The organism is Haloarcula onubensis (assembly GCF_031624605.1).
GTDB lineage: Archaea > Halobacteriota > Halobacteria > Halobacteriales > Haloarculaceae > Haloarcula > Haloarcula onubensis.
Genome location: NZ_JAMQOS010000006.1, coordinates 252,547 through 278,263 on the forward strand (window position 1 = coordinate 252,547; position 25,717 = coordinate 278,263).

Consider the following 25,717-nt stretch of genomic DNA (forward strand, 5'->3'; position numbering starts at 1 on the left):
TTGCGGCTGGCGCACAGGTGCGCAGATTTTCGGCAATATATGCGCTCTATGAGGGTATTGAGGGGAAACAGTTATGCTTGGTACACACCCACACAGACTGAGCAAGTAGTTGCGGTCCCGATCTGTAGTCGAATAAGAGTGACCACCATGCCGTATACCACTAAAAGGGGTAGGCTGAACAGCCAGCGGGGACAGTCGCGATGAGCCGATACTCGATTCCTGTGAAAGAAGGAACGCGCGACCGCCTTCGGGCGTACAGCAACCGAAACCTCCTCGACCGACAGTCCTACGACCAAGCAGTGAACGAACTGCTCGACGAGATAGAGTTCGCCTCCGCTGAAGAACTCAACGCGCAGTACAGAACGTTCGAACGAGGTCGCGTCTAGCTCCTCATTCTGCCATCGACAGAGTGGGGGACAGCCGCCATCGGCCGAGACACGACTTATATCCCGACTTTTGAGGTTTCTCGGAAGACGCCACAGAGTAGTTTTCAGAGTGTTGATTTACTTCCCATGTCCGGACAGTACAGACGAGATATGGCCCCTCGGGGTCAGGAGGGGCCACTTGGTTGCCTCTGACAATTGAGTGGACACACTGGGTTGGGAGCTGTTCGAGTGAAAGGTAGTGTGTCCACATGACCATGTCTGGTCAACCCATATAACTGCCAGCTATCCTGCGAGTCAAGTGGAACTGAATGGTTTTACTATTTCTACCCAATGCAGGCAGAAGAGCAACTGAACTAACGTGCCCGTATACCAGGAAATTCCACAGCAAAGCCACGATATCGGGACTGTTGGCGAGGGCTACGCTAGTTGAGAGGATCAGCGGCAAACAGACACTGTTCAGCAATCCCGGAATCGGGATGCCAACATTTCAGAACGCCGTGGACTTACCGCACCCTCCTAAGGCCTTCAGTAGTCCACTCTGGTTGGTTTTATACTGATTAGTGTACTCATCTGCCGCAATGTGGTTCTACTCCTCGGATGTATTTATCAGTATCTGTTTTATGAATTTTGAATGTCACGACCTGCATTGAAATGCAGATATCCCTACAATCGTGTGGAGTGCGGAGTACGCACATTCTGAGTGTTTTTGCTTTCCAGTAACTGAATAGGAGGAACAATGCCGTCTGTCTCTGAACTCATTGACCCAGCGTTTCGGCTGTTCACTGTCGCAGAGGTGACGGCCAGATATCTAGCGATGATCTTCCTCGTCGTCGGAATCATCGGCTTCTTCGTCACGAAATCAAACTCCCGTCGGTCAATCCGCTATCGGGGAATGATGATCGGAGCCGCAGCCGCTCTCGTTGCAATCCTCGGTATCAACGCGTTCTATGATCTCGTAGCCTTCATCATGGGAGGGACTGGGTTTCTCCCATCGACTTGGCCTTACGGGGCGAGCGGGACTTCTGGACTGCTCCCAATAGCCCAGGCAGCGTCAGGAATCCTGTCCTATCTGGGGCTGGCTTGTTTTTCGCTAGGGGCTGCACTGTGGTCTGGTGGCTCACGCGACAGTCGAACCTGGGCTCGCGGATACCGCGGTGTAACATGGGGTCTTGTGATGATTGGCATCTCGATGGGAGGAACTCTATTCTCTGTCTTTGCAGGCATCTACGGGATCTGATTGTTCGATAGAATGGTCTATCATAGAACACTCACACAGATGGTTTCTGCCGAACTAAAATGATTCCTTGCAGGCTTTCGCCGCCTGTGGCCCGGTGTGAATGTGCACGTCACCCAACGAATCGGTCATACGAGAATCGGTTATTTGTTGTCCGCAACTGCCCCGGCGATTTTGCCCATCGCTTTCCCCTGTTCACCGAGGCCGTAGTCGAATTCGAGCGAGTACCCCGGAATTTCCGCGTGCAGTTTATGATATAGCCGATACGGACGGTCCTCGTAGAGATACCGCGTTGCCGCGTCGTAGAGCCCGGGACCAATCACTCGGTACTGTTCTGGTGGCTCCTCTCCCCGAAGAAGATAGCAGTCACGAATCTGGCAGCGGAGATGATAGATGAAAAACTCCCGGGCAACCTCCAGCGATGGCAAGTAGTTAGGTGTCAGTTGTAATCGAGCGTCCGGCTCTCGATCAAGAGGTTGATCCCCCAGAACCACCTGCTTTTCCCGGTTGTCGTCTAGATAGAGGAAGTGAATGTCCGATGTCGCCTCAATCTGATTGGAGTCGTCGAGATACACATCTAGCATGTAGAGGACGAACTCGTCGTCACCGACCGCATCGGGCTCTGGAACTGGGGCGTCCACCTTCGGGAGCCGGCTGTTGATCTGGTCGAAGTACGTCCCGAAGTACGCCTCGAATTGCTCCTCAGAGAGCGACTCAATGGCCGTCTGGACCCGCTGCATCGACGCAGTGTCTCGATCCCACGGAAGTACGTCGTACCCTTTCTCTTTGTCGACGTAGTACCTGGCATACCGTTGCGCCTGGCTTACGTACTCGTTTTCTTTGCCAGTGCGCTCGGCCGGGTCGTCCGGGTAACCGTCTTGCTGATGGCCTGTAATTTCACCATCTGATTTTCTCACGTCCAATACATGCTCTACATCGTTGTTATCGATGATGCTTACACCCATTAATTCGTCCGTTTCTCCAGTGATTTGCCCATCCATAATTATCACTTCCTGCTCTGGCCGGCCACGGTATCCGAGCCCGTCTCATCGTCAGTGGTAAGTTTGTTCTTGCCGTAACTTAGTGCTACACCGGTCAACACTGCGCCGAACGCGACAGTGATATTCTCGAAGAGACCAGCTGCTTGTGGACCCATCATATCGAGTTCGGATTGCAACATCGACGCAAACGTCGCATAGTCGGTTTGGGATTCGATGACCTTGTATAACACTGCTGCGACGCCGGTGCTGATCCCTGCGTCAGTTAGAAATTCGCGAAACGTGCTTTCGTCAGGGAGTTCCTCCTGCTGAAGTTCCGCAAGAACGTCGTTACTGAGCCGCTCGAACTCGGAGACCAGTTGTTTGTGCTTTTGAACCAGCTGTTGTTGGTCTTGTGAGAGTCCCATCTCGGAGAGGTAGTGGTCGTGTGAAACCGTCACAGCCAAGCCGTCTCGAAGAGGCGTCGGCGTCTCCTCTCTCAGTGTCGTCTCGCCAGCCGCTGGTTCTACGTTTACTCCCGTCTCTGCGCTGAGCTCGTTGAGCTCCGCCGCTACCTCTTCGAGGTCCGCAACTGTCGACTGCAGTTGTTCTAATTTCTCGGGCTCGATATCTAGTAAGACACCCTGTGTCGCTTCCTCTTCGACGATTGCTTGCTCCGTATCGCTCATCGATGGAATATACTCCGAGAGATCTTTCGGTGAGCGCTGAACGTGAACTTCGGTATCGGCCAGCCGCTGAATCCCCAATTCGCCACCTTCCATCACCCGCTGGGCGGTCTCCTCGGCCTCGCGTTCTAAGCGTTCGTCTGGGTCAATCTCCAGTTCGCCCGGCTGGGGCAGCATGGAGACAGCACCATCAGTCTGCTGTCTCACGTGCGCGAGTTCGTGCGCAAGAATGTGCTGGCCTTCCGCCGAACTCGGATCGTACTCGCCAGTGTTGAACGCGACGTGATTCCCGACAGTAAAAGCGCGAGCGTTGATGTCCTCGCAGGCTTGAGCGGCCGACGGTCCGGTATGAATCCGAACGTCCCCCAGATTGTCGTCCATCCGGTCTTCCATCGCGCGCTGAATCGACGTATCCAGCGAGCGTCCGGGCGAAGCGATTACGTCCCGGACGGTGTCGGGGACGCCGGTGTCGCCGGTGCGACTGTCGTCGTAGGCTACCGCGGTGCTTCGGTGGACCGACCGCCCGTTGAACAGGTCGGTGTTTTTCGGGACCGGCCCGATATGGGTCTCCGTCTCAACCTCGGGTTCGGCAGCGGCGCGTAGCGACGGTGCTGCCGGAGTTATCATCCCTCAAGATGGCTCCCGATCCCCGGGAGCCGGTACCCATCGACCGGCGACGTGGTACTGTGGACTGGCGGAAACATGTCGAGGTACTGATTCCGAATCGTCTGGCGATACGTCCCTATGCCGAGAACACGCACGGCTTCGGGCGGTTCCAGCCCCAGTCGGAGATAGCAATCCCGGACCTGGCAGACGAGATGGTGGAAAATGAGAAACTGGAACGTTTCTGGAGACATGTACTCGTCCGTGCTGTCGTGCTTCGGCGGTAACTGCAACCGTGCGTCTGTAGGTCGGTCTAAGCTCCCGCTCGGCTCCGTAATCGATTCGCTGCCTGCCCTCTGATAGATCGTTCCCAAGCCCGACGTCTTGACGCTCAGGCTGGCTGGGTTCAGCAGCGAGTCGATGTCGATGAGGTCCTGACCGAGCTGGGATTCCAGTTCGTCGAGACTGGTCTCCGTGTCGAGTGCCGCCTGGATGGCGTCTATCTGGTCGTCGTCAAGCAGGTCGGGCAGATCGGCATCGAGATAGACATCTTGGAGATAGACAATCGTCCCGTCGTCGTCTGTCCCCGGCGGGTCGATCACCGGTTCCACGTCCGCGTCGAACGTGCTTCGGAACTGTTGATAGTACGTCCCGAACTGCTCGTCGAACTCTTCGGGCGAGAGACTGGCGACGGTCACCGCAACGGCCGCGACGACTTCGGGCAAGTGCCGACGAGCGATGGTCTCGTACCCCCGCTCCCGGTAGACGTGATACTTTGCGAACCGCCGGGCCTGCTCGACGTGTTCGTTACCCTCGTTCGTTCGTTTTGCCGGTTTGTCTGGGTAGCCGTCTTGTTCGTGATATGAAATATCTCCACGGTCGTATTTGATCTCGATCCAATGCTCTATACCATCATTGTCCAGAATTTCCAATCCACATCCTTCCTCGTCTTCTCCTTCAATAGAAGCTCGCATGCTTTTTCACCTCATTTGTAGTCCGCGCTACCGGATCCAGTCTCACTGTCAGTCCCAAACAGGATATCATACATCTCTTCAGCTCCAGCAGACACGAAGGCTTCACGGACATCTTCGCCGTCAAGCTTGCTGGTGAGCGTCGTGTAGGCGGCCACGGTCCCACCTGCCACAAACGCCGATGCCAGCGTCGTCATCGGGTCTGGGATCGGCAGGTTCGACAGTACATCCACGAGCGCCTGGTTCAGGGGCACGCTCAACTGCCGTGTTGAATAGCGGTCTAATCGATTGATATCGCGGAGTAGAAGGACGAAGCCGAGGAATTGACTCTGTCCATGGAAGTCGACATCCTCGACTTCGTTGAGCAGTGTCGGCGTCTAGCCAAACAAGCGTTAGGGAAGCACGCGGGCGAGCCCGCCAACGGCGGGTTCGCCCGCTGGGTCCACGTTGTTTTGCACTGTTTCCGGGTCGAAGAAGAGCACAGCTACCGGGAAACGCCGAATCGGCTGGAATACATGGCTGAAATCCGTGAGATTCTTGACCTTGATCAAGACGAACTCCCGGATTACACGACGATCTACAAGTCCTTTGATCGGATGAAAATGTGGGTCTGGCGGGCGTTGCTGCGCGTTTCAGCGCAGCAACACCCGCAGTCCGGTCGCGCCGCACTCGACAGCACGTTCTTCGACCGCCGTATCTCTTCATCGTACTACCGCCAACGCTCCGGAAACAGTGTTCAGACGCTGAAAGTGACGACATTAACCGATGTAGAGTCACTTGCTGTGCTTGACGTACATATCTCGGCACGCTGGCAACACGATACTAAGACCGGGCCGCAGGTCGTCCGCCGGAACGCGGACGACCTGCTGTCCGTCGCCGCTGACAACGGTTTCCAAGACTGGAACACCGAGTACGAGATTGCCGCACTAGATATCGACTACCTTGTTCACTACCGTGGTTCGTCGCTGAACGCAACCGCGAATAACGCACTCATCCGGACAAAAGGCTACTCTCAGCGGTGGATGGCCGAAACCTCGTATTCGACAATCAAGCGCTCGCTCGGCGATGCCGTGCGAGCGCTTGACTGGTATCGGCAGTTCCGTGAAATTGTCCTGATGTTCGCCATCACAAACATAGAACCGCTCTGTGAACCGCTCTAACTGTGACTCAGCATCTATTCAACAGAGCACGCTCAACAAGGCTTCAATCCCACCGCTTCTGAACGCTTCGAGGAGCGCGCCAGTCTCGACGCCCGCGGCAGCCGCCTCCTCCCCGTGTAGGCGCTCTTTCTGCTTTTCGATGAACTCGTCGTGTGCCTCACCATACGGATCTTCACCGACCGGTACCCGCTGAACATGGACTTCCGTCTGCCCCAACCGCTGCACACCTAGTTCACCACCTTCCATCACGCGCTGTGCCGTTTCTTCTGCCTCACGCTCTAGCTGCGGGTCAGGATCAATCTCCAAGTCGAGATCGTCCTGTGGCAGCATCGAGATCGCGCCGCCGGTCTGTTGCTCGACGTGTGCGAGTTCGTGAGCGAGGACGTGTTGGCCTTCGGGGGAGGCCGGGTCGTACTCGCCGGTGTTGAACGCGATGTGGTTGCCGACGGTAAAAGCGCGAGCGTTGATCGCGTCGCAGGCGTCGGCGGCTTTGGCACCCGTATGCACGGTAACGTCGCCGAAGGAGGCGTCCATCCGGTCTTCGATGTCGGATTGAATCCGGTCGGGGAGTGGCCGACCACGGGATTCGAGCACTTCGTGGACGGCGTCGGGGGCGGTCGTCTCCGCACCGAGCGGAGAAGCGTTTTTCGCACTGCGCTGGATGGTCCCTTCCTGGCGGTACTGCTCCATCTTGCTCGGGGTGCCCATCGCGTCGACGGGCATCTCCTCCTGGGCCCACTGGCTAACCTGGTGGGCACCGAACGTCTCTTCGAGACGCTGGAACCTGTTTGCGCCTGAGATAGCCATCTCAAATGAGGTTGAGGAGTGACGCAACTGGTCCTGCGTTGAACGTATCGTCGGCGCGATAGCCGTCTATATCGGCTCCGTATTCGTGATAGGGCGGGACAGCATCGAGATGCATCTGGCGGCTCATCATGTGGTCTGTCCCAGGGCCGACGACGCGGTACTCCTCTGGAGGCTCTTCGCCACGCGAGAGATACGAGTCCCGAATTTGGCACCGGAGGTGGTAGTCAAGAAACGTATCGAACTGGTCCCACTCGATATCTACCACCACATGCTCAAGCCGACCATCCGGATCTCGGTCCGGGTATGGGTCCGTACTCTTGAGTATCGTCGGGTCGTTGTACCCGGCATAGTACATTGTGTGGACACCCGACGTGGCGTCGATATCACCGTCGTCGGTCAGATAGATATCGAGTTTGTACTCGCGGTACTCGTTGTACGCTTCTCCTGCTGGAACAGGGTTGGGGTGGGGTTGCGTGATGTCGCCGTCATATTCACCAGCTAACTGCCGGTAGTAGTGCCCGAAGTGTTGTTTCAGTTCGCCGTCACTGAGTCTCGATATCGCGTCGCTGATTGATTTCAATTGGCTGGTATCGAGATACCACGGCGCCGTGTCGTGTTCCGTTTCTTGTGCGACGTACCACTTTGCGTAATCTCTTGCTTGATCGAACCACTCTGTCTCTTGATCTGTCCGATTGTTTGGGTGGTCGGGGTAACCGTCTTGATCGTGAATATGAACCGTTCCTTCTATATCCAGTTCGAATCCGTGTACAACTGCATTGTTGTCTTCAACCCTCAACCCGATCCGCACCTTTTTTTTCTCATTTTCGCGCTTACCGTCAATCTTTGCATTCATTGTTATAAAATTTAGTTATAATCCTCTGGCGAATAGCTGTCTGACCCGCTATTATTTCCTTTATGATCGGTAGCCTCACGTTTCAACCCAAGAATCTCTTTGACTTTCTCGCGGTTGTTGTAGATAGCCTGCAGCGCGGCGCCACTGAGCTTGCCCATCAGCGCCCCGCCGGGAAGCCCTGATTCTTTCCCAGCCTCTTCCATCCCGAGTTTCAGGCCTTCGCCGGTCCCGGCCTCGCCCATCTGCTCGAAGAGCGTGCCTTCGACCTGCATCGAAAGTTCGTTGACTTTCGCTTCGAGTTCCTGTTGATTCTCGGCCAGTGCGTACAGCCGCTCTTCGATACCGGAGATATCGCCCATCTCCTCCAGATCGACGCCTTTCTCGTCGCTACCCAGCACCGACTCTTTGATCGAGGACAGTTTGCTCTTGACTGACCGCTGGACGTGTACCTCAGTCTGCCCCAACCGCTGCACACCTAGTTCACCGCCCTCCATCACACGCTGTGCCGTTTCTTCTGCCTCACGCTCTAGCTGCGGGTCAGGATCAATCTCCAAGTCGAGATCATCCTGTGGCAGCATCGAGATCGCGCCGCCGGTCTGTTGCTCGACGTGTGCTAACTCGTGAGCGAGAACGTGTTGGCCTTCGGCGGAGGCCGGGTCGTACTCGCCGGTGTTGAACGCGATGTGGTTGCCGACGGTAAAAGCCCGAGCGTTGATGGCGTCACAGGCGTCGGCGGCTTTGGCACCCGTATGCACGGTTACATCGCCGAGGGAGGCGTCCATCCGCTCTTCGATGTCGGATTGAATCCGGTCGGGGAGTGGCCGACCGCGGGATTCGAGCACTTCGTGGACGGCGTCGGGGGCGGTCGTCTCCGCACCGAGCGGCGAGGCGTTTTTCGCGCTGCGCTGAATCGTCCCTTCTTGGCGGTACTGCTCCATCTTGCTCGGGGTGCCCATCGCGTCGACGGGCATCCCCTCCTGGGCCCACTGTCTGACCTGGTGGGCACCGAACGTCTCTTCGAGCCGCTGGATCGCGGTGAGATCCGACACCGAGTCGGGTGTGATGCCGTAGCGGTGCTCGATGTCGGTCGCCGATGGGGCCCGTTCCTGCTGGCTCGTCTCGTGATCGGAGCTCACCCGACCAGACGCGATGCTTACCGAGGATTCGCTGTCGTCCTCGTTCGACTCCGAGCGGCGGGATGACCTGTAGCCCATAGATTGCGGAACCCTGCCAGTTCTTACTCACGGTTTCAGAGCCGATTCATTTAGAACTGTCGAATATTTAAACGTAGTGTGTAGAGATGAAATTTATAGTGGCCTGGGTACTGTCACCTGATATGCACGACCCGGCGGGACGAGCGAGAACCACAGCAAATCACAGAGCCACATCCGGCTGTCTCGTCGGCCAAGTCGAGGGCCGTTACCGATGACTGATTCCACCTCGCTCGACCATCTGTTGGCCGAACTCGACCGCATCGAAGTGCTCTTACAGGGGTTCCAGGACCCCACGCCTGACTCGGCGAACGCTGATTCGACAGCGCGGGCGTCGGAGCCGGCAACGCTCACGCCGACACTTCCGGACGCCGTACAGAGCGAACTCGACGCCGTCACCGCGTCCATCGAGACGGTTCGCGAGCGCGCACGTGCCGACGAACTGTCTCGGCTCGCCCATCTCGTCGACGCGTTCGATCTCTCTGCAGCCCATCGCGATATCCTCTTGCTCGCACTGCTCCCGGATGTCGAGCAAGAGCACGCCACACGCTTTCGTGACCTCCACGAGGAGCTGGCAGTCGACCGCCCGACAGTCGGTCTCATTGCGGACCTGTTCGGCGATACGACCGGCCAGCGTCTCGTCGCAACGGAACTGCTCGGCGACGACTCTCCCCTGGTTCGGTACGATCTCGTCACGCTCGATGACCCACCGAGTGGACACACGTCGTGGCTCACCCACCCCGTCCGGGTCACTGACCGAATCCGGGCGTATCTGTTCGACCACGACAATCTCGATTCACTGCTCGAAGCTGGACTCACCGCTGCTAACAGCACCGAGAGTGGTATCGACAATCTGCTCGAACAGCACCGAGCCGACCGCGCACTCGAAGCCCTCGCCATCGGTGACGACCTCCGGGAGCGACTGGACGGTATTCGGACAGCATCGTCGGGTCCTACTCGCAACTACTGGTACGGACCCGAGGGCTCGGAAAAGCACGACGCCGTCGAGGCAGTCTGCGACGCCGAGTGGTATCTCCGGGCCGATCTCGACGCAGTCGTCGCGGCCGACGCGCTGAATCGCCTGGTTCGCGAAGCGACGCTGCTCGATTGTCCCGTCCACCTGTCCGCAGCGACCGAAGCGATCACCGACCGCTCGGACCGCGACGTTACTCTCGAAGCGATCTTCGAGCAGTTCGAACAGTTCCAGAACGACCTCTACATCACGGGCACGGACGCCTGGACACCAACTGGCACCACGCTCGATCTCGACGCCATCGTCGCGTTCCCGCGACCCTCGATCGACCTGCGCCGCGAGTTCTGGAACGACCACGCCGACGAACTCCCCGGCTACCTCGACCCCGAGGTCCTGGCCAGCACGTTCGAACTCACCCAGGGTCAACTGGAGGCGGCGCTGGCGACGGCCCGCTCGCTCGCCGACGGCGACCCGAGTGCCGAAGACATCCGCGCGGGCTGTCGCGCTCAGTCGGCGGACGGCCTGGACGAACTCTCCCAGCAGATCGACCCCGCGAGTGACTGGGACGACATCCACCTCCGCGAGAAGGCCGAACGCGAACTCGAACTGGTGCGTGAACACATCGCCCGCCGGGCCCGGGTGTACAGCGAGTGGGGCTTCGCAGAGAAATTCTCCCGTGGCACGGGCGTCGTCGCGCTGTTCAAGGGGAAATCCGGGACTGGCAAGACGATGGCCGCCGAGGTGCTGGCTAACGACGTCGGGATGGATCTGTACAAGATCGACCTCTCCAGTGTCATCTCGAAGTACATCGGCGAGACCGAGGAGAACCTCGAACGGATCTTCGAGGCCGCCGAGCAGTCCAACGCCATCCTCCTCTTTGACGAAGCCGACTCGATCTTCGGCGACCGGGCGGAGGTCTCCGATGCCACGGACCGCTACGCCAACGTGGAGGTGAACTACCTCCTCCAGCGCATCGAGAGCTACGACGGCGTCGTCCTGCTGACGACCAACTACGCGACCAACATCGACGATGCGTTCCAGCGACGGATCGACCACACCATCTCCTTTCGGGAACCGAAAGAAGACACGCGGGACGCTATCTGGCGGGGGATCTTCCCCGACGCTGCCCCGACCGAGGACATCGATTACGACCTTCTGGCCCAGCTCGACCTCACTGGCGGCCAGATCAAGTCCGTCGGCCAGACGACCGCCGTGCTGGCGGCGGCCGACGGCGATATGATCGAGATGGAACACGTCGTCCGGGCCCTCGAACGGGAGTTCGGCACACACAGTAAAACCCTCGGCGATGTCGACTTCGGCGCATACGCCAAGCACTTCCAGTCTCAGCACGGGCGGACTGCGCTCGGCAGTGAGCCAGACACCGACGAATCGGACAAGGAGCCAGTGAGTGATCGATCACCAGAAGAAGTCGTCGAGCAGTTCATAGAGTTGCTCGACGACGGCGACGGTGAACGCGCCCACGAGCTCTACCACTCCGGCGCGTTGCTCGACGAACTCGGCTACAAAGAGCGACAGGTAATCGCACAGGGAGATCTCTCGATCGCCGGCGAGGTGGAGCGCCTCAGGGAAGACGGCGACAAAGTCGTCGTCCGGTTCGACTGGCAACTGAATGGCCGGCGAACCACCAAAGCGTACGAACTCCGCACTGACAAGGAGGGTGATGGCGGCTGGCGGATCTTCAATAATCGAGAGCGGCTCACCACGCGTCGGTGACCGGGAGGGGCCAATAGGGAAACCCAAGCAAATAGGTGAATGCATAAGATCACTCGTTCCGATTTTGAGCCTTGTAACTCAACTCTCGTTCAGAATCGATAGCGCCATTGTCGATTTGATTTTCGGCATTCTCTCCTTGAGAGTAAGACTATACAGATTTCTCGCGCATGAACCGCATCCAGAACAGCGCGAAGATTCCAAGCACCAACCACTCAACAAAGACGACCGTATTCGAAATCGCCGCATCGAGATAGCCAAAGAGATCGGTACTCCCTGCAACGAATGACGCTGGCGAGACGCCATAGGAGCGAGCCTCCATGTAGTACGAGGAACGAGACTCGCGCCAGTTATCGCCCGCGAAGTGAGCACGAACCAGTGTTCCAGAGATAGCTGCTGTTGCCCGTCCGTTGGCATCCGTCGTCACGTTTTGTACGCTGGCTCCATCGAGACTCACTAGTCGGTTCGGGATTGGGTTCCCTGCAGAATCAGAGAGGAACACCTCGGCCGTCCTGGCACTATGATTCATCGTGATCGTGAGTTCCGACGCCTGATAGCGGACGACGTTCACAGAAGTATCGACGGGGAGCCCCCAGACGTCGCCCGCCTGAGCACTTACCGTCTCGCCCATCGTGCGGTCCATGCTTTTCAGGATACCTGCGTACTGGTCGTAGAGGTAGGTCGGTTCCGTGTTCTCGGGGGCGACGATGGTACTCGGTAGCGACGCTGCCGGAACAGAACGGTTCTGAGCGGCGTATGTCGTCTCCCACCAGATACGCTGGTCTGCTGATTGTTCAGCGAGAACGCCTACGCTCGCAGGACTCATCCGATATCGAAGCATCGCCGGGTACGCCCCGTCGTACGAGTGTGAGGCATCGACCTGGGTCGTCCCACTTCGGGTTCGCTCTTCGATGTGCGTATTCCGAGCTACAGAGTAGAATCGCCACGGCGCCGTAACGTACATCGTCTTCTCACCGATCTGGATTTCGATATCCTCCCAAGCAGCTGCGCCGGCCGCGAGACCCTGCTCGCCGCTCCAGTTCACGGCGACAATGTCTCGACCCGGTCGGTCGTACACCTGGACGTCGATAGAGAGGTCGTCGCTGTTGACCGTTTCAATGGGGACGGAGTATTGGAGTTCGACCACTCGGTTGACCGTCCGTCGCGTGTCCCACTCGGAGCACTCCGAGCTAGAGACGCCATAGTGAGTTTCCATCTCAACCTCGGTTCGAAGAGTGGCAGTGAGGTCGTAGGTTCCTGGCGGAAGGTGGCGGGGCCGAGAGGTTGTGTAGTTAATCGTCGTCCACATACCCGGCTGGGTCCTGTCCAGACTGATATTACCCGCTGTGACGTTCACGACCGACGCGTTCGAGTCGATAATCCGGTAATTGGCCCAGCGAGTCAACGACGCGGTGCCGTTGGAGGTAACCGTCGTGTTCCCCTCCTCGGTTCGACGAGTGACGGTGCAGCTTCCGCTCTCGCTGTAATCAGCTGGTGCCTCTACGCGGTAATCCCACGGAATATACGTAGTGAGTTGTTGGCTCTGAGTGACGTACCGACCGTCGTGCCAGACACCGGGGATAACGTCGATGTTGCCGACATACGCATCACGGACCAGCGCATGAGAGCCCGACTGCCACTGGAGGTCAACGTCCGCGCCGTCGGTGGTTGGGAATACCTCCACGCCGTTCTGTGTAGGCACGACAGAGGTACTTCGCGCTGCAGAGTCACTGGGTGCCATTTCGGAGTGTTGAAGCAGCGACTCGATGATCTGGATTTTGCGATCGATGACAGTACTGTAGTACGAGGAGAGAACGAGCGCCTCGTCTGTATCCGTGACGGTAAGTTCGCCGTCGACGCGTTCGACATCTGCGTTGTACACCGGATTCCACCAGCCGTTCGGGTGTCGGACTTCGACGGTGTACTGGCCGTCGTTACTCGTGGCTCGACTCGGATCAGCAGTATAGATCGGGAGAATACGGAACTCCCCACCCCACCAGTCTCGGAGCGGCGTCCACTGGTCCCGGTAGGGTACCTGGACAAATCCACTGAGGCCGGATTGGTACATGTCGGACTCGTTCGCGATAAGCAGTGCATCGCGTGATTGGATGTTCGAGTCCCAGAGTTGGACCGGCTGGGTACCGACGGTCCGGTTGACTTCGCGGATTGTTCCGTTCTCGCCGTATTCGTAGACCTGAACGACACTGGATCCTCGACCAGGGTCGGGGTCGTTACTCGCCAATACCCGAAACGTGTCGTCGTAGTCCCTTTCGACGCCGGGTTCTGGACTGGGGATAAGTAGATCGCCTGCCGCTGCTCCAATGACCGCACTGGAGACTAAGAGGAGAGTGATGCCGCCGACGACGAGTCGTTTCTTCGCGAAGTTCCCGACAGAATGGATTAAAAACTGCCTCAGCCATTTCATATCACGGGCTACTCGGCGTAGTTTCGAGTCAGACGAACGGCCCTCACGAGAGTTATCCGAGGACATACTGTAAGAGGTCCACAAAGGTCCGGAAGGCAGTCCCGACGACGAATAGCCCGCCGCCAGACATCGCAAGCCGTCGACCCCACGCACGGCGATAGAGGCTGTGGCTCCCGAGCCAGGCCATCATACCCAGTACTAGCAGGACGAGGCCGGCATAGACGAATACTGTCGCTGTCCACGGCGGGAAATCGAGTATCGAGCTGAAATCGACGACTGCTAATATTGTCTCCGGACTTGACAGCTGGAATGCGGAGAGATACAGCCAACCGAGGCTTGCGAATGAGCCTAAAACATCACCAGCGATGTGGAATCGTTCGAGTGGTATTGTCAGTGGTCCCGTAACCGGGAGCATCAGATCAGGAAGTTCGCCACCGAACGGCAGCAGGAGGTGAAGGGGGGAAGGTGTCGGCATGGTCATCGCTATCGAGGAAGCGGTACCTTGAGAAAAGTCCTCCAAGAATGCGAGAATAGCACGCTTGCTCCTGCCGCAACAGTGCGCTGTGCGCAGAAATACGCCATACGCATTCCTGAAATAAACAAATGGGTGCCTCACCGATGGCTGGTGTGATGCACTACCAAACAGTACCCACAACTGGGGCAGTCCTATCGCTTCCATCCGGAACGCTGCTACCAGTCATGACTGCTATCGAACTTTCGCTCCTGAGTGCCGACTCGTTAGTCGAGTGTGCCAGCTGAGGGTGGTGAGTCGAGAATGCCTGAAATCGAGATTCGGTTCAGAAACGAGACCGAGTACCACCGACTCAGAGCGATCCGAGACAAGTACGGCGTGCAGTGGCGTGGGATGCTAATGCAAGGGGCCAAGCGCCTCGAAGGGCGGGAGAACTGGTTCACCGCTCGAAACAGAGGCGATGCTGCGACAGCATCTTCCCAAGCCTCCACGACCGATCTGTCACACCAGCACGACAGTCAAAGAGGCGAAGAACTCCCTGAATCTGGCGGACACGAAAGTCCAGATAGCTCTGCTGGGGATCAAAATGGGGCTACCTCACTGTTCGATTCACGGGGGGCGCTGCGAACGCTCGACAACGGAGCCGATCACGAACGCCCATCCGTGGATGAATTCAGTCCAGTTGAGGTCGAGCGATGACGTCGACGAGGATTATCATCAAGGACGACGAGCAGTTCGCCCAGTTAGACGCGGTTCGCGAACATCACGGCGTCAACTGGCGTGGGATGTTGATCAAGGGAGCCGAGCGGTTAGAAGACGGTGGCGTGCTTCCGACCGAAGAGCAAGCCTGTGACGACGCGGAGGGTGATTAGATGCCCGACCCTGTGCCAGTCGCGAGCAACCTCCTAGAGTCGAAGTTCCTCGGGTTCTCGATTACACGCCTCGCAGAATCGCTGGCAATCCCGTTAGCGCCGTGTGCCGTCCTATACACGGTTGGCTTCCCGCTGTTGTTCACCTTCCCGCTGTTCGTCATCGGTATCGGGATCGGCGGGTTGATCTTCGTGAAGACGCCGCCCGGCCAGCGACCGCTTCGGTACGCCCATGCTGTGTTCCGTTTCAAGACTGGATCGAACGTCTACGTCTGGCGCCACCCTGACCCGGAACATGGTGATCTCGGTATTGGAGAGACCCAAGACGACTGGCTCACCCAACCGCGACCGCCGGGATGGACAAATCACGTAGCGAGTGGCAGTGGAACAGATCTCGCCTACCAAGGCGTCATCGACGCAACGCGACCAGATTTTGACAGTCCGGCGCCGGGAGATGAGGAATGAATCTACAGAATAGTACAGGTGGTGGCGAGCAGTCCACGCTCGATCTGCTCAACTTCGAGAACGTCCGAGATGGCGGGGTGATCGAGACGCCGACAGCGTACACGATGCTCGTCGAAATCGAGCCCCGTGAGTGGCTGACCCTCTCGGAAGAGCGACGGACCAGCCTCTATATCTCCTACATGACGTTCCTGCGGGGATTGCAGTTCCCGACGCAGTTCCTCACGTTGACGACCCGTTTCGACGGGGACCACTACCTCCAACGGTTCATCGGTCCGCAAGCGCTGGGAGCGCCGACGGGACAACCGACAGCCATCCCTGCAGAGGACGGCGAAGAGCAATCCGACGGCGTCGTCGAGGCACACGCCACTGACGGAGGCGTCGCTGCAGCAGGCGTGCCCCCCGAGCCAAATATCGACCACGTCGCTGACTCGACGCTCCTCGAATACGGGCGCGTGGCTCACGCAGAGTGGCTCGACCGAACGATTGCGCTCGCGAATGTCAGAGATCGGCGATTCTTCGTTGCCGTCGCGGTGATGAAAGGAGAGGACGACGAAGGCGGTCGCTTCGACGCGATTGCGGATGCACTCCCATTCGGTGGTGGTGCAAAGAGCGTCGACGACGAAGACCAGTATCTGGACGAGGTCTGGGCTCGTGTACAGCGAGTCGCCTCACAGCTCCCCCGGACTCGCGTCGAAACCTCGATCCTCGATAATCGAGCGGATGTTCTTGATGTCCTCTATCAGGTCTATCGTGGACAGGAGCCGCCGATCTCCTTCGAGCATAGCGTCTTCACCCAGCCCGATGAGAAGACGCTGAGTGACCCAGCGACGGGCGAGCAGTTAGATCTCGAAGAAGCGTTCGACAGCGCTGATCGAGAAGCGACACTGCTTGAACCAGACGAGGATCCCGAGCCGCGACCGGAGACGACAGGCGACCTCCCATATGAGGGGCGGGTCCAGACAGAGTATGTCGAACAGGTCGACAACTCGCGAATTCTCGCCTGGTACGCGAGAGCCGTCGGTCCCATCGGTCGCGGAACGAACTATCACTCTCCGCTATCGGTGTACGCTGGTGTTGGGCTGTTCACTGCGAGCCTCCTATTCGCAGTGACAGCACTCGGAGTATTCCTCGGGAGCGGACAACCTGGGTCTGAGTCCTACTGGGCCGTCCGCGAGGCTTCTTTCGGTCTCGCAGCGGGAAGCCTTCCAACCTTCCTGCTGAGCCTTGCTGTCCTACTTCCATCGAGCCAGCGAGCGACCATCGTTGGATTCGTCGGCGTCGGCGTGACCGCTGTTGCAGTCTACCTGTTCAGTCAGGCGTACCCCTTCCAGTGGGATAGTACGCCGACGGCGTCGACGGCGTTCGTAATCGAGGTCTATGCAGTTGGGTTACTACTCCTCGTCATCGGTGTTGCGCTCGCTGTGCGCGGTCGCAGAAACGTTCTCGAACACTTCGAGGATCTGGATGAGACAATAGACGACAGTCGGAAAACTGAATCTCCGACGGAGGAGGCAGATGTCTGAGCTACCCGGGCTTCACCGGGAGGCGGTTACTCTGGCTCGACCGGAGCTGGAGGGTAAGAGATGATCAATCGAATCACGCAAGCGTTCAGTAACGATTCACCGGAAGACGGTGACGAACGGCTCCCGATAGATGGCCTGTCGGGTGAAGGAACACAACACGCCCTCGACTACCTGAATCTCCTTGGCAAGGAGACGACGACCGAGAACATCGAATGGGCGGCCTATCAGCTCCAGGCCGACGATGTCGACCTCGCGACGCCGATGGAGACAATGAAAGAGCGTGGCGAACTCGACAAGCGACTCATCGCACCGCGAGTCATACAGGACTATCCGGAGTTCCAAATCCGTGATGACCGAATCTCACAGATTCTGACGGTCACCTCGTTCCCCCGAAAGGTTGGACTGGGGTGGCTCGTCCCACTCACGCTCGCAGATGTCGATCTGCGACTCTCTTTGCACGTTCGGCCACGGGCCGCAAAGGACGTTCGTCGGCAACTCCAGAAACGATACACGCAGGCCGTTACTTCGGTCGCGGTGAAACAGAAACGCGGCCGGACGGATACCTATCAGGACGAACTTGAACGACAGGACCTCGAACGGCTCCTGCAGAGTACCATCCGAGGGACGACCAAGCTTTACGATGTCTCGATATATCTCGAACTTGTTGCCGACACCCAAGACGAACTGGATGAGATGCTCGACCGCGTCGAAGCCATCCTCGCCGAACAGGACGTCGACCTAAGTCCGGTGAAACACCAACAGTTGGACGCGATGGGCTCCGTCGCGCCGCTCGCGACGGATACGATCAACAACAGCCATCCGATCCAACTCGAAGCACTGGGGACGTTCTTCAACCTGGTCGAACCGTCCATCTACGACCCGGAGGGTGTCCTGTTCGGATTCGACGATACGAAACGGCCGGTCATCCTCGACCGCTACGCTCTATCGGGACACTCGATGGCGATCTCCGGGAAGACTGGGTCGGGCAAGAGCTACTTCCGGAAGATGGAGATCTACCGTCGCTTGCTCGGCGACCCGAACGTCCAGTGCATTCTGTTCGACCCCGCCGGCGACGACTACCCACGCTTCGCTCAGTCGCTGGGCGGCGAGGTAATCCGTTTCGGTGGGAACTACACGGTGAATCCGCTGGACATCTCGCCGCCTGCTGAGGCCGAATACGAAGGCGGAGAGGACACATATGCTCTCACGATTCGGTCTGTCATCGAGATGCTGAACACGCACCTCGAACAGCGTGACGGGATGTCTGCCGGTGAAGAGGGCATCCTGATTCAGGCAGCCCATTACGCCTATCTCTCGAAGGGCATCATCCTCGGAGAGTTCGACACGTACGGCAACGAGTCACCAATCATCGACGACCTGATTCGGGGTGTTAACGTCATCGCGACCGGCGGTATCGAAGCCGCAACCGAGGCCGGCGTCATCGACGACGAAGAGGTCGAACACTTCCGAGCCCTCGGTGTGTTCGACGACGAACTCGATGAGGAATCCGTCAGTAATACGGCTGGGAAGGGTGTCCCGTTCTCGGACACGATCGTCTCCCCGACCGAACACCACGTCGCGCTTGCGACCTCACTCCAGCCAAAGTTTGAGTCGTTCAAACCCGGCGGTATCAACCACAATCTGAACGGGCAGACGAACCTCGACCTCTCCTCGCGGCTGGTCGTGATGGATATGAGTTCGTTCGCCGACACAGGCGAGATGCCGCTCATCCTGCACGCGATGCTCTCGTGGGCGTACCTCGAGGCCAAGCGCTCTCCGTACAAGGTGGACGTGACCTTCGACGAGGCACACTACCTTCTGGGACGACCAGCTGCACGAGACCTGATCAACCTCTACATCCGACACGCCCGCCACTACGAGGCTGGACTGACGCTGATGAGCCAGACAGCCCACGAGTTCGTTCGGACGCCTGAGCGCCGCGAGGTGTACGAGAACTGCGACGTGAAGTGTCTGTTCTACGCTGAATCCGTCTCCGAGGAGACCGCAGAGTATTATGGGTTATCTGCTGACGAGATTCGCTTCATCCAGACAGCGGCCCGGGGACAGGACTCCGACTACTCGGAGTGTCTGCTCGCGACGAGTGTTCACGGTCGTCGACGGCTCGAAATTCGGAGCGGACCGTTCGAACACACGGTCCTTGACGATGCGCTCGATCCGTGGGACTGGCTCGCCGGCGTCGAGGGCGTCGACATCGCCGAGGGAGAGAGTCACGCCCGAAATGTAGAGCTTCACGACGACCTCGATATGACCGACCTTCCACACGTGATGAATCGGGATATGGACCTTCAGATGGCGATGGAAGCGGACTATCAGGAGGAACTGACAGTGGAAATGGAACCCAATATCGGCGACCCTGATAGCCAATATCCAGAAAAGCCGAAAGACGCAGATGACGACGATATGGCGTCGGAGGCGTGATGAGCCAGATGTTCCGACAGTGGACGGGAGATCGCCTGTCAACCGGAAATACACTGGCTCCAAGGGAGGAGTACAATGGCTGATGTGCTGGATTTGGGCTGGCTGCCCGACGCGATCGTCCGAGCGGTCGTGGAGTTCTTCCACACGAGTTTGCTGAACACGCTCAATGCCATGTTCGACTACGGCATGATTCCGCTGTTGAATATAGATCCAGCAATCATGACGAGTGAGGCAGTCACGGGCGCTTGGGATAGTGTCTTTGAACTCTCGATAGCGCTGCTGCCAATTCTTATCGCCGCTGGGTTGATTGCAATGCCGTTCAGTCAGGATTCAGAAGCGTCCCTCTGGAACATGGTTGCCCGCTTAGTCGCAGTGCTGTTTTTCATCGCAATCTCGCAGCCACTGTTTGGATTTCTCATCGAAGCATCGAATGTCATCACTGATGCACTCGCTCCCGACTCATTTCTGCTTAGCTTCAACGCAGATGTCGGAGGAGAATGGGGGTCGACGTTCGGGATGGGGGTCGAAACGATGGCGCTACTGGCAGCTGTCCCGCTGATGTTCATCGGGACGATTGTCGCCTCCCTGTTACTGGTACTTCGGCAGTTCATCATCGTTACAGTTGCTGTGGGAGCACCCTTCTTCGCCGTCCTCTGGTATGCTAACTGGGGCCCGATGAGAGCTGTGAGTGGCTTTGCTTCGACGTGGCTCCGGATGGGTGTCTACGCGTTGCTGGTGGGACCGATAATCGCACTCGTAATGCGCGTATTCAACGTGATTGCAACAGGTGGATTGGCTCCGAGCGGAGACCTTGCTGAGTTCTATGTCTCGGCAGCGCTCGCATTGATTTTCCCGATTATTCTGTTCGTCGTGATCTGGAAGACAATCGGCTGGGCCGGCCAGCCACTCGGTATTGACGCTGCGTTCACGATGACAGTGGCCGCCGCAATCGCAGCCACTGGCGTCGGAACGGTTGCTGTCGGTGCTGGCGCTGGTTCAGCGGCTGTTAGCAGTGCATCTAGTTCTGGAACTGGAGCGGCGAGTGGTGGTAGTAGTGGCGGCGGAGCCGGTACCGCCAACAGCAGTGGTACTGCGTCTGATCCATCCGCCTCGACTGGGAACTCTACCATTGGTGGCACGATGCGGAGTAGTATCTCGGATGCGCTGGGGACGCGAGAATCGGCTGTCGAGGACAGTGTCGATTCCGCACCCGGGTTCATATCTAAAGGAAAGGGATCCGTCGCCGGGATGATTTCTGGTGCCCCTGGCGTGAACGCGGCACGTTCACACGCGAAGGAAGCAGGTTCAGCCGCGAAGAAACTGGGTTCGAAGGCGAAGAGTAGTGGACTGGGTGGCGCTCGGAGAGCAATTGGGTCGGAGAGTATTGATAATCATCGGAGAGCAATCAATCAGAATCTTGCTGCCGCCGACGAAGCAGATGCGAACCGCGACTTCCTGACCGAGGCGTACCAAAACGGTGAATTCGATATCGCTGAGGCATCCAGTCGGGGAATTCTCACTGGAGCTGAAGAGCCAGCGAAAGGTGTCTCAACTCTGACCCCAGATTCGGAAGGGAAAGTGATCTACGAGGCTACATCTGGCGGGGAAGTTACGATTGATCTTAACGACAGAGCTCAAAGCTTCGGTCAACAGGCTGTGACACTGAGAGATGATGCCTCTCAGTCGGCTAAGAGTGTAAAACAGATTAGGACTGCACAGACTGCGGCAAAGGCTCCAGGACGAGCTGCGATCACGACCGGGCGAGCAACCAAACAAGTCGGGAAGACAGGACTCAAGGCTGGAAAGGTCGGGGGAATCGTCTTTGCAGGAGCGATGACTCAAAGCCCCTACGCAGCGTACAATATGGGAAAGCGTGGTGGGACACATCTCATCGGTCCTGGAAACGACAAACTGGCTGATTCAGCAGACGAAGGGGACATTGACTGGGCAACCCAAAGAGAGGGATCGATCCAGGCTTCTGATCCCCCATGAGAGAATGACGATGGGGGTGAGCAATCAGAGACGCTATGAGAGCATATCTGGAGCTACGGTGGTTCGATCTTGGTTCACCCCTATAGAGCAAGACGTTATAGCGTAGTAACGGCATAGAGTGTGTGTAGAAACCCGTGAGTGCGTCATTCAGTGACCGTACTCAGCGTACATCCATAGGATCCTTGTGAGCTGATGAAACTCCTCGACACCGTACTCTCCGTCATCATCTTCCTCGGTATATTCGTCACTGTTGAGTACGTGACCTACCGATTCATGGAGCGAGATCACGAGAAGCGGAGCATATACCGGCTGTTCTTTGTTTTCGCCTGGTCGGCGTTAGCGCTTATTCACATGTGGGTAGTCGCTCCCTGGCTCAATCTCCCACCGACCGCTGTAGTTGCACTCGGACTCGGGATTATAATCGTCTTTATCGCAGGCGGAATTGGCCTCCCTGCGTTCAAATCAGTGGACGCCATCGGACTTTACCCATTCGCGATGGTCTATGAGATATTCGCCGTACTATTGCTTTGTGTCGAGGCAGTTTCGTGGGCCACCTCCTCTCTCCCAGTTCCAGCGTTTGGCCACCTCACAGCTGTCGTTCCAACGGACATACGGATACAGGCGGCTCTCGTATTGGTTGTTGCTGCCTCGATTGTCTCGGTGATATACTACAACCCACGCGGAGAAAACGGGTATCACTATGCTATGGGCCGTCATATAACGCCGAGCGTCGATTACGAAAAGCTCAGGCAAATCCAGCAAGAGAATGAGACCGTTCAGAAGGAAGCTGGCTCATCGAACGCTACGGGTTCAAACGAGAGTCAGCGCCACTCTCACCCCTCCAGAGCACCAGCGAAAGCAACTAACTACGAAGCCTTCGAGTACGACTGGGCGAACTCAGAAAGTGGCTTCGACGACGTCGGGGGCTACTACGAAGTCAAGCAGCGACTCACAGACGAGGTACTCCAGCCGATTCAGGCAGCAATTCAAGGTGATGAACGCTTCGACCGTTTCGGGATCGAGCCGTCAAGAGGGATTCTCCTTCATGGACCACCAGGAACGGGGAAAACACTGTTTGCTAAGGCACTAGCTGGAGAGCTTGCTGTCCCATTTGTCGAGTTGGGTCCTGCTGACATCACGAGTAAGTGGATCAACGAGGGCCCTCAACGAGTTCGCCAATTGTTCGAAGAAGCTGAGTCGGTTGGCCCGTGCGTGATCTTCCTCGACGAGGCCGAACATCTCCTCGGCGGTCGCGATGTCGGCGCCGGCGGAGCCCACGCTGAAGACCGGAAGATTACGAGCGAACTCCTGGTTCACCTCACTGCAGATGATCGAACGGCCATCGTTGTCGGAGCAACGAATCGCCCCGAAGACATCGACCCAGCGATTCTTCGACCAGGACGATTAGCCACGCATATCGAGATTGGTCTTCCCGAGGAGGAGAGTCGTCACGCGATTTTTCAGTCGAAACTGCAGGGGGTTCCACACGAACTCTCGGATGATGGTTTTGCAGAGCTCGCAAGGCGGAGTCGCGGTCTCAGTGGTGCAGATATCGAAGAAGTAGTCACGAAAGCGAAGCGGAATGCGGCGACGCGAGATGCCGACAGGATTTCTCTACGAGACTTCCCAAGCGTCGAGGACCTCAATGTGACCAGTGGGTCATCCTCCTCTAACCGAACTCCCGATGTCCGTTCTGGCGATACCGACTGGACTGGCTCTGCTTCAGACGACGATTCTGCCGTCGGGTTCCAGTGAGATTTAGTCGAGGAAAACAGAGATCCATTGCGGTTAGTTACCCCACAAAACCGAGCAGAGTTTGATAAGTGGGGTAACTTAGATAATAGATCACCGATGAGATCCGATCAACCATGAGGATACCCCGTTTGCAAGATGAGGATATTAGATACTATACAGTATACACCCCCCATTTGCAAGTTGAGTCTGTTGGCCAGTATACAGTAGAAGGGGTCCGTTTGCAAACTGAGCAGATATATGAAATCGTTGAATCTCAAAGTCCCCACTCACCCCGTCTGCAACTTGAGCTACCACGTGATCGCGAGATCGGTCGTAACCCCATTTGCAAATTGAGCGGTTGGTGATTTTCATTGGAGGCCGAAGTACCAATCCATCCCGTCTGCAACTTGAGCTGCCAATCGAGTTCTGCAATCAGTTACACACCCGATGTGCAAATTGAGCATAGCATTGCTCACGATGAGTATCAAAGTACCCACCCACCCCGTTTGCAAGTTGAGTGACTAGGAGATGAAAGTCGATTTTTGAGTGGTGTGAGTGACTTCTCAGTTAGAGGTGTTTCCGATCACACCCCGTTTGCAAATTGAGCCGGTCAGTGATATTTGAGACAGAGAATGAATGAGGCATTGAGATAGAAGAGAAACGAGGAACCGGTTTCAGAAGTTTTTGAGATTCGTTTGAACAACAGATTTCAGTAGTTCCTCATCTTCCAAGACGTTCGCAAACCGTTTGTCCTTGTCAGCGAGCGTCTCAACCATTGCCTCCGCAGAGAGGTTATGGAAAATATATTCAGCGAAGACACCCATCTCGTTGCCACGGCCTTTTCGATTGAGCTCAATGACCTCATACGTGTCGAGTTCACGCATCCACCGTAGGAAGCTGTGTTTCGAGCGCTGTTCGATGTCTTCGTGGTCAGTGATCCAGTTGTACAACGTGTGCGCCACAGTTGCTGGCGCCGACATTTCGGTGAGATAGTCAGACCGTCCAAGTTCGGTCTGTCCGTAGAGGTTCACTACGGCCGCAGCAAAGAGTGATACCTGCTTCTGGAAGGAGACGTTTTCAATGACATCAACGACATAGTTCTTTTCGACCTGGTTTTTCGCTTCCTCGACGTGGGATTTGTGGACAGTCTGCATCTCGCGGCGGTTCGCAATGTTCCCTGCTTCTCGGAGCAAATCGATTGCAAATCGGGCATCACCCTCTCCCTGGGCGGCAACCGCTGCGACGTATGGAATAACATCATCATCGAGAGCATCCTCGTAGAAGGCGTCGCGGCGGTGGCTGAGAATTTCTCGGAGTTCGTTGGCGTTGTAATCTGCGAAGGAAACTTCAGTAGGATTGAACGTGCTATCTGTCCGTGAATTAAGGCCACTCATGAGGCTATTCGGACTATTGGTGGTCACAATGAGCGTAAATGAGCTGTCCATCTTCCCGATACGCTTGGCACGAGACAATTTGTAGAGAATATCGGAGAAGGCAGGAGGTTCGTCTTTATTGCGGCTGTCGCCAACAAGGAGGTCCAGTTCGTCAAGGATGACGATGCCAAAATCGAGATACTCGTCGACGATGTCGAACAGACGGTCGTAGCGTGAGCTCGTCGAGACACCTGTCTTGGAAGTGTACTCCAGGTCAAGTTCACGCTCGAAAGCGTGAGTGATTTGATGGATAGCTTCGTGCTCGGATTTTTTGTGTTTACCGTTTACCTCGACGAATTCCATCTGAACATCGCGAGAGGCTCCGATTTTAATTGCCTTCGTCGCAACAGTCCCTGCGATGAGCGTCTTCCCAGTTCCAGACGGGCCTCGCAACAACATATCTTCAGGTTGGTCACCGTGGAGTGCTGGCTTGATGATATTGATGACCCTGTTAAGTTGTTCGTCACGGCCGACGATGCGGTCCTCGTCGACAATCGTGTCCGGCTCAATGAGGTCCTTGTTGTTGAAGACAGTATTATACTCACTTGTAAGTTGGTCCGTTATCGACAACGGCCGCTCGCTTTGTTCTCCAAGTTCCTCAACCATGTTACTATCTGGTAACGGCGCATATTGCAAGAAGCTTTCCCACCATGTGCAAGTAGAGAGCGCGTACAAGATGAGAAGGAAAGTCCAACCCCCTCCCCCCTTTTGCAACTTGAGCTAGTGAGCAGTTGCGAGGTATACAGTGAGGTGCCAAGAAAGTTGTTTGGGCA

General features: G+C 57.0%; 20 protein-coding genes. 10 read left to right on the forward strand and 10 right to left on the reverse strand.

Annotated elements, in window-relative coordinates; genetic code table 11:
- Nucleotides 1–200: 200 nt before the first annotated feature.
- Together NDI86_RS17760 and NDI86_RS17765 are read left to right on the forward strand one after the other, a co-directional pair.
- Complete coding sequence (locus tag NDI86_RS17760) at nt 201–386, forward strand: hypothetical protein (RefSeq protein ID WP_147439941.1); 186 nt, start codon at nt 201–203, stop codon at nt 384–386.
- A 736-nt stretch (nt 387–1,122) separates the two neighbouring features.
- A complete protein-coding gene (locus NDI86_RS17765; RefSeq protein WP_310901712.1) occupies nt 1,123–1,623 on the forward strand; it encodes a hypothetical protein in 501 nt (166 codons plus the stop codon).
- 140 nt (nt 1,624–1,763) lie between these two features.
- Here the strand turns inward: NDI86_RS17765 and NDI86_RS17770 are convergent, their stop codons facing one another.
- Genes NDI86_RS17770 through NDI86_RS17785 form a run of 4 tightly spaced genes read right to left on the reverse strand, consistent with a single transcriptional unit; the run spans nt 1,764 to nt 5,111 of the window.
- Nucleotides 1,764–2,621 (reverse strand): DUF7958 family protein, encoded by an 858-nt coding sequence (locus tag NDI86_RS17770; RefSeq protein WP_310901713.1) that lies wholly within the window; start codon nt 2,619–2,621, stop codon nt 1,764–1,766.
- Nucleotides 2,622–2,626: 5 nt separating this feature from the next.
- Nucleotides 2,627–3,910: an eCIS core domain-containing protein gene (locus NDI86_RS17775; RefSeq protein WP_310901714.1), complete on the reverse strand. Its 1,284-nt coding sequence runs from the start codon at nt 3,908–3,910 to the stop codon at nt 2,627–2,629.
- Nucleotides 3,907–4,860, reverse strand: a complete 954-nt coding sequence (locus tag NDI86_RS17780; protein WP_310901715.1) for a DUF7958 family protein — start codon at nt 4,858–4,860, stop codon at nt 3,907–3,909. Before NDI86_RS17780 ends, NDI86_RS17775 begins: the two co-directional genes overlap by 4 nt.
- Before the next feature lie 11 nt (nt 4,861–4,871).
- Nucleotides 4,872–5,111, reverse strand: a complete 240-nt coding sequence (locus NDI86_RS17785) for a hypothetical protein (protein WP_310901716.1) — start codon at nt 5,109–5,111, stop codon at nt 4,872–4,874.
- 81 nt (nt 5,112–5,192) lie between these two features.
- Here NDI86_RS17785 and NDI86_RS17790 point away from each other — a divergent pair, with 81 nt between their 5' ends.
- Nucleotides 5,193–6,017 carry an IS5 family transposase gene (locus tag NDI86_RS17790; RefSeq protein WP_310901717.1) on the forward strand — a complete coding sequence of 275 codons (825 nt, stop codon included), beginning with the start codon at nt 5,193–5,195 and terminating at the stop codon, nt 6,015–6,017.
- Nucleotides 6,018–6,035: 18 nt separating this feature from the next.
- On the opposite strand, the gene NDI86_RS17795 is transcribed toward NDI86_RS17790, so the two are convergent.
- Genes NDI86_RS17795 through NDI86_RS17805 form a run of 3 tightly spaced genes read right to left on the reverse strand, consistent with a single transcriptional unit; the run spans nt 6,036 to nt 8,813 of the window.
- A complete protein-coding gene (locus NDI86_RS17795) occupies nt 6,036–6,824 on the reverse strand; it encodes an eCIS core domain-containing protein (RefSeq protein ID WP_310901718.1) in 789 nt (262 codons plus the stop codon).
- 1 nt (nt 6,825) lies between these two features.
- Nucleotides 6,826–7,677: a DUF7958 family protein gene (locus NDI86_RS17800; protein ID WP_310901719.1), complete on the reverse strand. Its 852-nt coding sequence runs from the start codon at nt 7,675–7,677 to the stop codon at nt 6,826–6,828.
- An 11-nt stretch (nt 7,678–7,688) separates the two neighbouring features.
- Nucleotides 7,689–8,813 (reverse strand): eCIS core domain-containing protein, encoded by a 1,125-nt coding sequence (locus tag NDI86_RS17805; protein WP_310901720.1) that lies wholly within the window; start codon nt 8,811–8,813, stop codon nt 7,689–7,691.
- 289 nt (nt 8,814–9,102) lie between these two features.
- On the opposite strand from NDI86_RS17805, the gene NDI86_RS17810 reads away from it, so the two are divergent.
- Nucleotides 9,103–11,595 carry an AAA family ATPase gene (locus tag NDI86_RS17810; protein ID WP_310901721.1) on the forward strand — a complete coding sequence of 831 codons (2,493 nt, stop codon included), beginning with the start codon at nt 9,103–9,105 and terminating at the stop codon, nt 11,593–11,595.
- 148 nt (nt 11,596–11,743) lie between these two features.
- Here NDI86_RS17810 and NDI86_RS17815 read toward each other — a convergent pair whose 3' ends face one another.
- Together NDI86_RS17815 and NDI86_RS17820 are read right to left on the reverse strand one after the other, a co-directional pair.
- Nucleotides 11,744–14,017, reverse strand: a complete 2,274-nt coding sequence (locus NDI86_RS17815; RefSeq protein ID WP_310901722.1) for an Ig-like domain-containing protein — start codon at nt 14,015–14,017, stop codon at nt 11,744–11,746.
- A 52-nt stretch (nt 14,018–14,069) separates the two neighbouring features.
- Complete coding sequence (locus NDI86_RS17820; protein WP_310901723.1) at nt 14,070–14,498, reverse strand: hypothetical protein; 429 nt, start codon at nt 14,496–14,498, stop codon at nt 14,070–14,072.
- 686 nt (nt 14,499–15,184) lie between these two features.
- Between NDI86_RS17820 and NDI86_RS17825 the strand changes: the two genes are divergently transcribed.
- The 6 genes from NDI86_RS17825 (at nt 15,185) to NDI86_RS17850 (ending at nt 23,532) form a co-directional block, all read left to right on the forward strand.
- Complete coding sequence (locus NDI86_RS17825; RefSeq protein ID WP_310901724.1) at nt 15,185–15,361, forward strand: hypothetical protein; 177 nt, start codon at nt 15,185–15,187, stop codon at nt 15,359–15,361.
- On the forward strand, nt 15,362–15,823 hold the full coding sequence (locus NDI86_RS17830; RefSeq protein ID WP_310901725.1) for a hypothetical protein: 462 nt from the start codon (nt 15,362–15,364) through the stop codon (nt 15,821–15,823).
- Complete coding sequence (locus tag NDI86_RS17835) at nt 15,820–17,346, forward strand: cell division protein CdpA domain-containing protein (RefSeq protein ID WP_310901726.1); 1,527 nt, start codon at nt 15,820–15,822, stop codon at nt 17,344–17,346. Before NDI86_RS17830 ends, NDI86_RS17835 begins: the two co-directional genes overlap by 4 nt.
- Before the next feature lie 60 nt (nt 17,347–17,406).
- Complete coding sequence (locus NDI86_RS17840) at nt 17,407–19,785, forward strand: VirB4 family type IV secretion system protein (RefSeq protein WP_310901727.1); 2,379 nt, start codon at nt 17,407–17,409, stop codon at nt 19,783–19,785.
- A gap of 75 nt (nt 19,786–19,860) precedes the next feature.
- The gene (locus tag NDI86_RS17845; RefSeq protein ID WP_310901728.1) at nt 19,861–21,777 is read left to right on the forward strand and encodes a TrbL/VirB6 family protein; all 1,917 of its coding nucleotides are present in this window, start codon (nt 19,861–19,863) and stop codon (nt 21,775–21,777) included.
- A 192-nt stretch (nt 21,778–21,969) separates the two neighbouring features.
- Complete coding sequence (locus tag NDI86_RS17850; protein WP_310901729.1) at nt 21,970–23,532, forward strand: ATP-binding protein; 1,563 nt, start codon at nt 21,970–21,972, stop codon at nt 23,530–23,532.
- 653 nt (nt 23,533–24,185) lie between these two features.
- Here the strand turns inward: NDI86_RS17850 and NDI86_RS17855 are convergent.
- Nucleotides 24,186–25,550, reverse strand: a complete 1,365-nt coding sequence (locus tag NDI86_RS17855; protein ID WP_121512988.1) for a Cdc6/Cdc18 family protein — start codon at nt 25,548–25,550, stop codon at nt 24,186–24,188.
- Between the last annotated feature and the right edge of the window lie 167 nt (nt 25,551–25,717).

What these genes read in the sequence shown, in the direction of transcription:
- NDI86_RS17795 (WP_310901718.1), bottom strand. Translation starts at nt 6,824, where the DNA reads ATGGCTATCTCAGGCGCAAACAGGTTCCAGCGTCTCGAAGAGACGTTC.
- NDI86_RS17825 (WP_310901724.1), top strand. Translation starts at nt 15,185, where the DNA reads ATGACGTCGACGAGGATTATCATCAAGGACGACGAGCAGTTCGCCCAG.
- NDI86_RS17810 (WP_310901721.1), top strand. Translation starts at nt 9,103, where the DNA reads ATGACTGATTCCACCTCGCTCGACCATCTGTTGGCCGAACTCGACCGC.
- NDI86_RS17790 (WP_310901717.1), top strand. Translation starts at nt 5,193, where the DNA reads ATGGAAGTCGACATCCTCGACTTCGTTGAGCAGTGTCGGCGTCTAGCC.
- NDI86_RS17760 (WP_147439941.1), top strand. Translation starts at nt 201, where the DNA reads ATGAGCCGATACTCGATTCCTGTGAAAGAAGGAACGCGCGACCGCCTT.
- NDI86_RS17815 (WP_310901722.1), bottom strand. Translation starts at nt 14,017, where the DNA reads ATGAAATGGCTGAGGCAGTTTTTAATCCATTCTGTCGGGAACTTCGCG.
- NDI86_RS17770 (WP_310901713.1), bottom strand. Translation starts at nt 2,621, where the DNA reads ATGGATGGGCAAATCACTGGAGAAACGGACGAATTAATGGGTGTAAGC.
- NDI86_RS17775 (WP_310901714.1), bottom strand. Translation starts at nt 3,910, where the DNA reads ATGATAACTCCGGCAGCACCGTCGCTACGCGCCGCTGCCGAACCCGAG.
- NDI86_RS17800 (WP_310901719.1), bottom strand. Translation starts at nt 7,677, where the DNA reads ATGAATGCAAAGATTGACGGTAAGCGCGAAAATGAGAAAAAAAAGGTG.
- NDI86_RS17820 (WP_310901723.1), bottom strand. Translation starts at nt 14,498, where the DNA reads ATGACCATGCCGACACCTTCCCCCCTTCACCTCCTGCTGCCGTTCGGT.
- NDI86_RS17840 (WP_310901727.1), top strand. Translation starts at nt 17,407, where the DNA reads ATGATCAATCGAATCACGCAAGCGTTCAGTAACGATTCACCGGAAGAC.
- NDI86_RS17780 (WP_310901715.1), bottom strand. Translation starts at nt 4,860, where the DNA reads ATGCGAGCTTCTATTGAAGGAGAAGACGAGGAAGGATGTGGATTGGAA.
- NDI86_RS17835 (WP_310901726.1), top strand. Translation starts at nt 15,820, where the DNA reads ATGAATCTACAGAATAGTACAGGTGGTGGCGAGCAGTCCACGCTCGAT.
- NDI86_RS17845 (WP_310901728.1), top strand. Translation starts at nt 19,861, where the DNA reads ATGGCTGATGTGCTGGATTTGGGCTGGCTGCCCGACGCGATCGTCCGA.
- NDI86_RS17765 (WP_310901712.1), top strand. Translation starts at nt 1,123, where the DNA reads ATGCCGTCTGTCTCTGAACTCATTGACCCAGCGTTTCGGCTGTTCACT.
- NDI86_RS17850 (WP_310901729.1), top strand. Translation starts at nt 21,970, where the DNA reads ATGAAACTCCTCGACACCGTACTCTCCGTCATCATCTTCCTCGGTATA.
- NDI86_RS17830 (WP_310901725.1), top strand. Translation starts at nt 15,362, where the DNA reads ATGCCCGACCCTGTGCCAGTCGCGAGCAACCTCCTAGAGTCGAAGTTC.
- NDI86_RS17855 (WP_121512988.1), bottom strand. Translation starts at nt 25,550, where the DNA reads ATGGTTGAGGAACTTGGAGAACAAAGCGAGCGGCCGTTGTCGATAACG.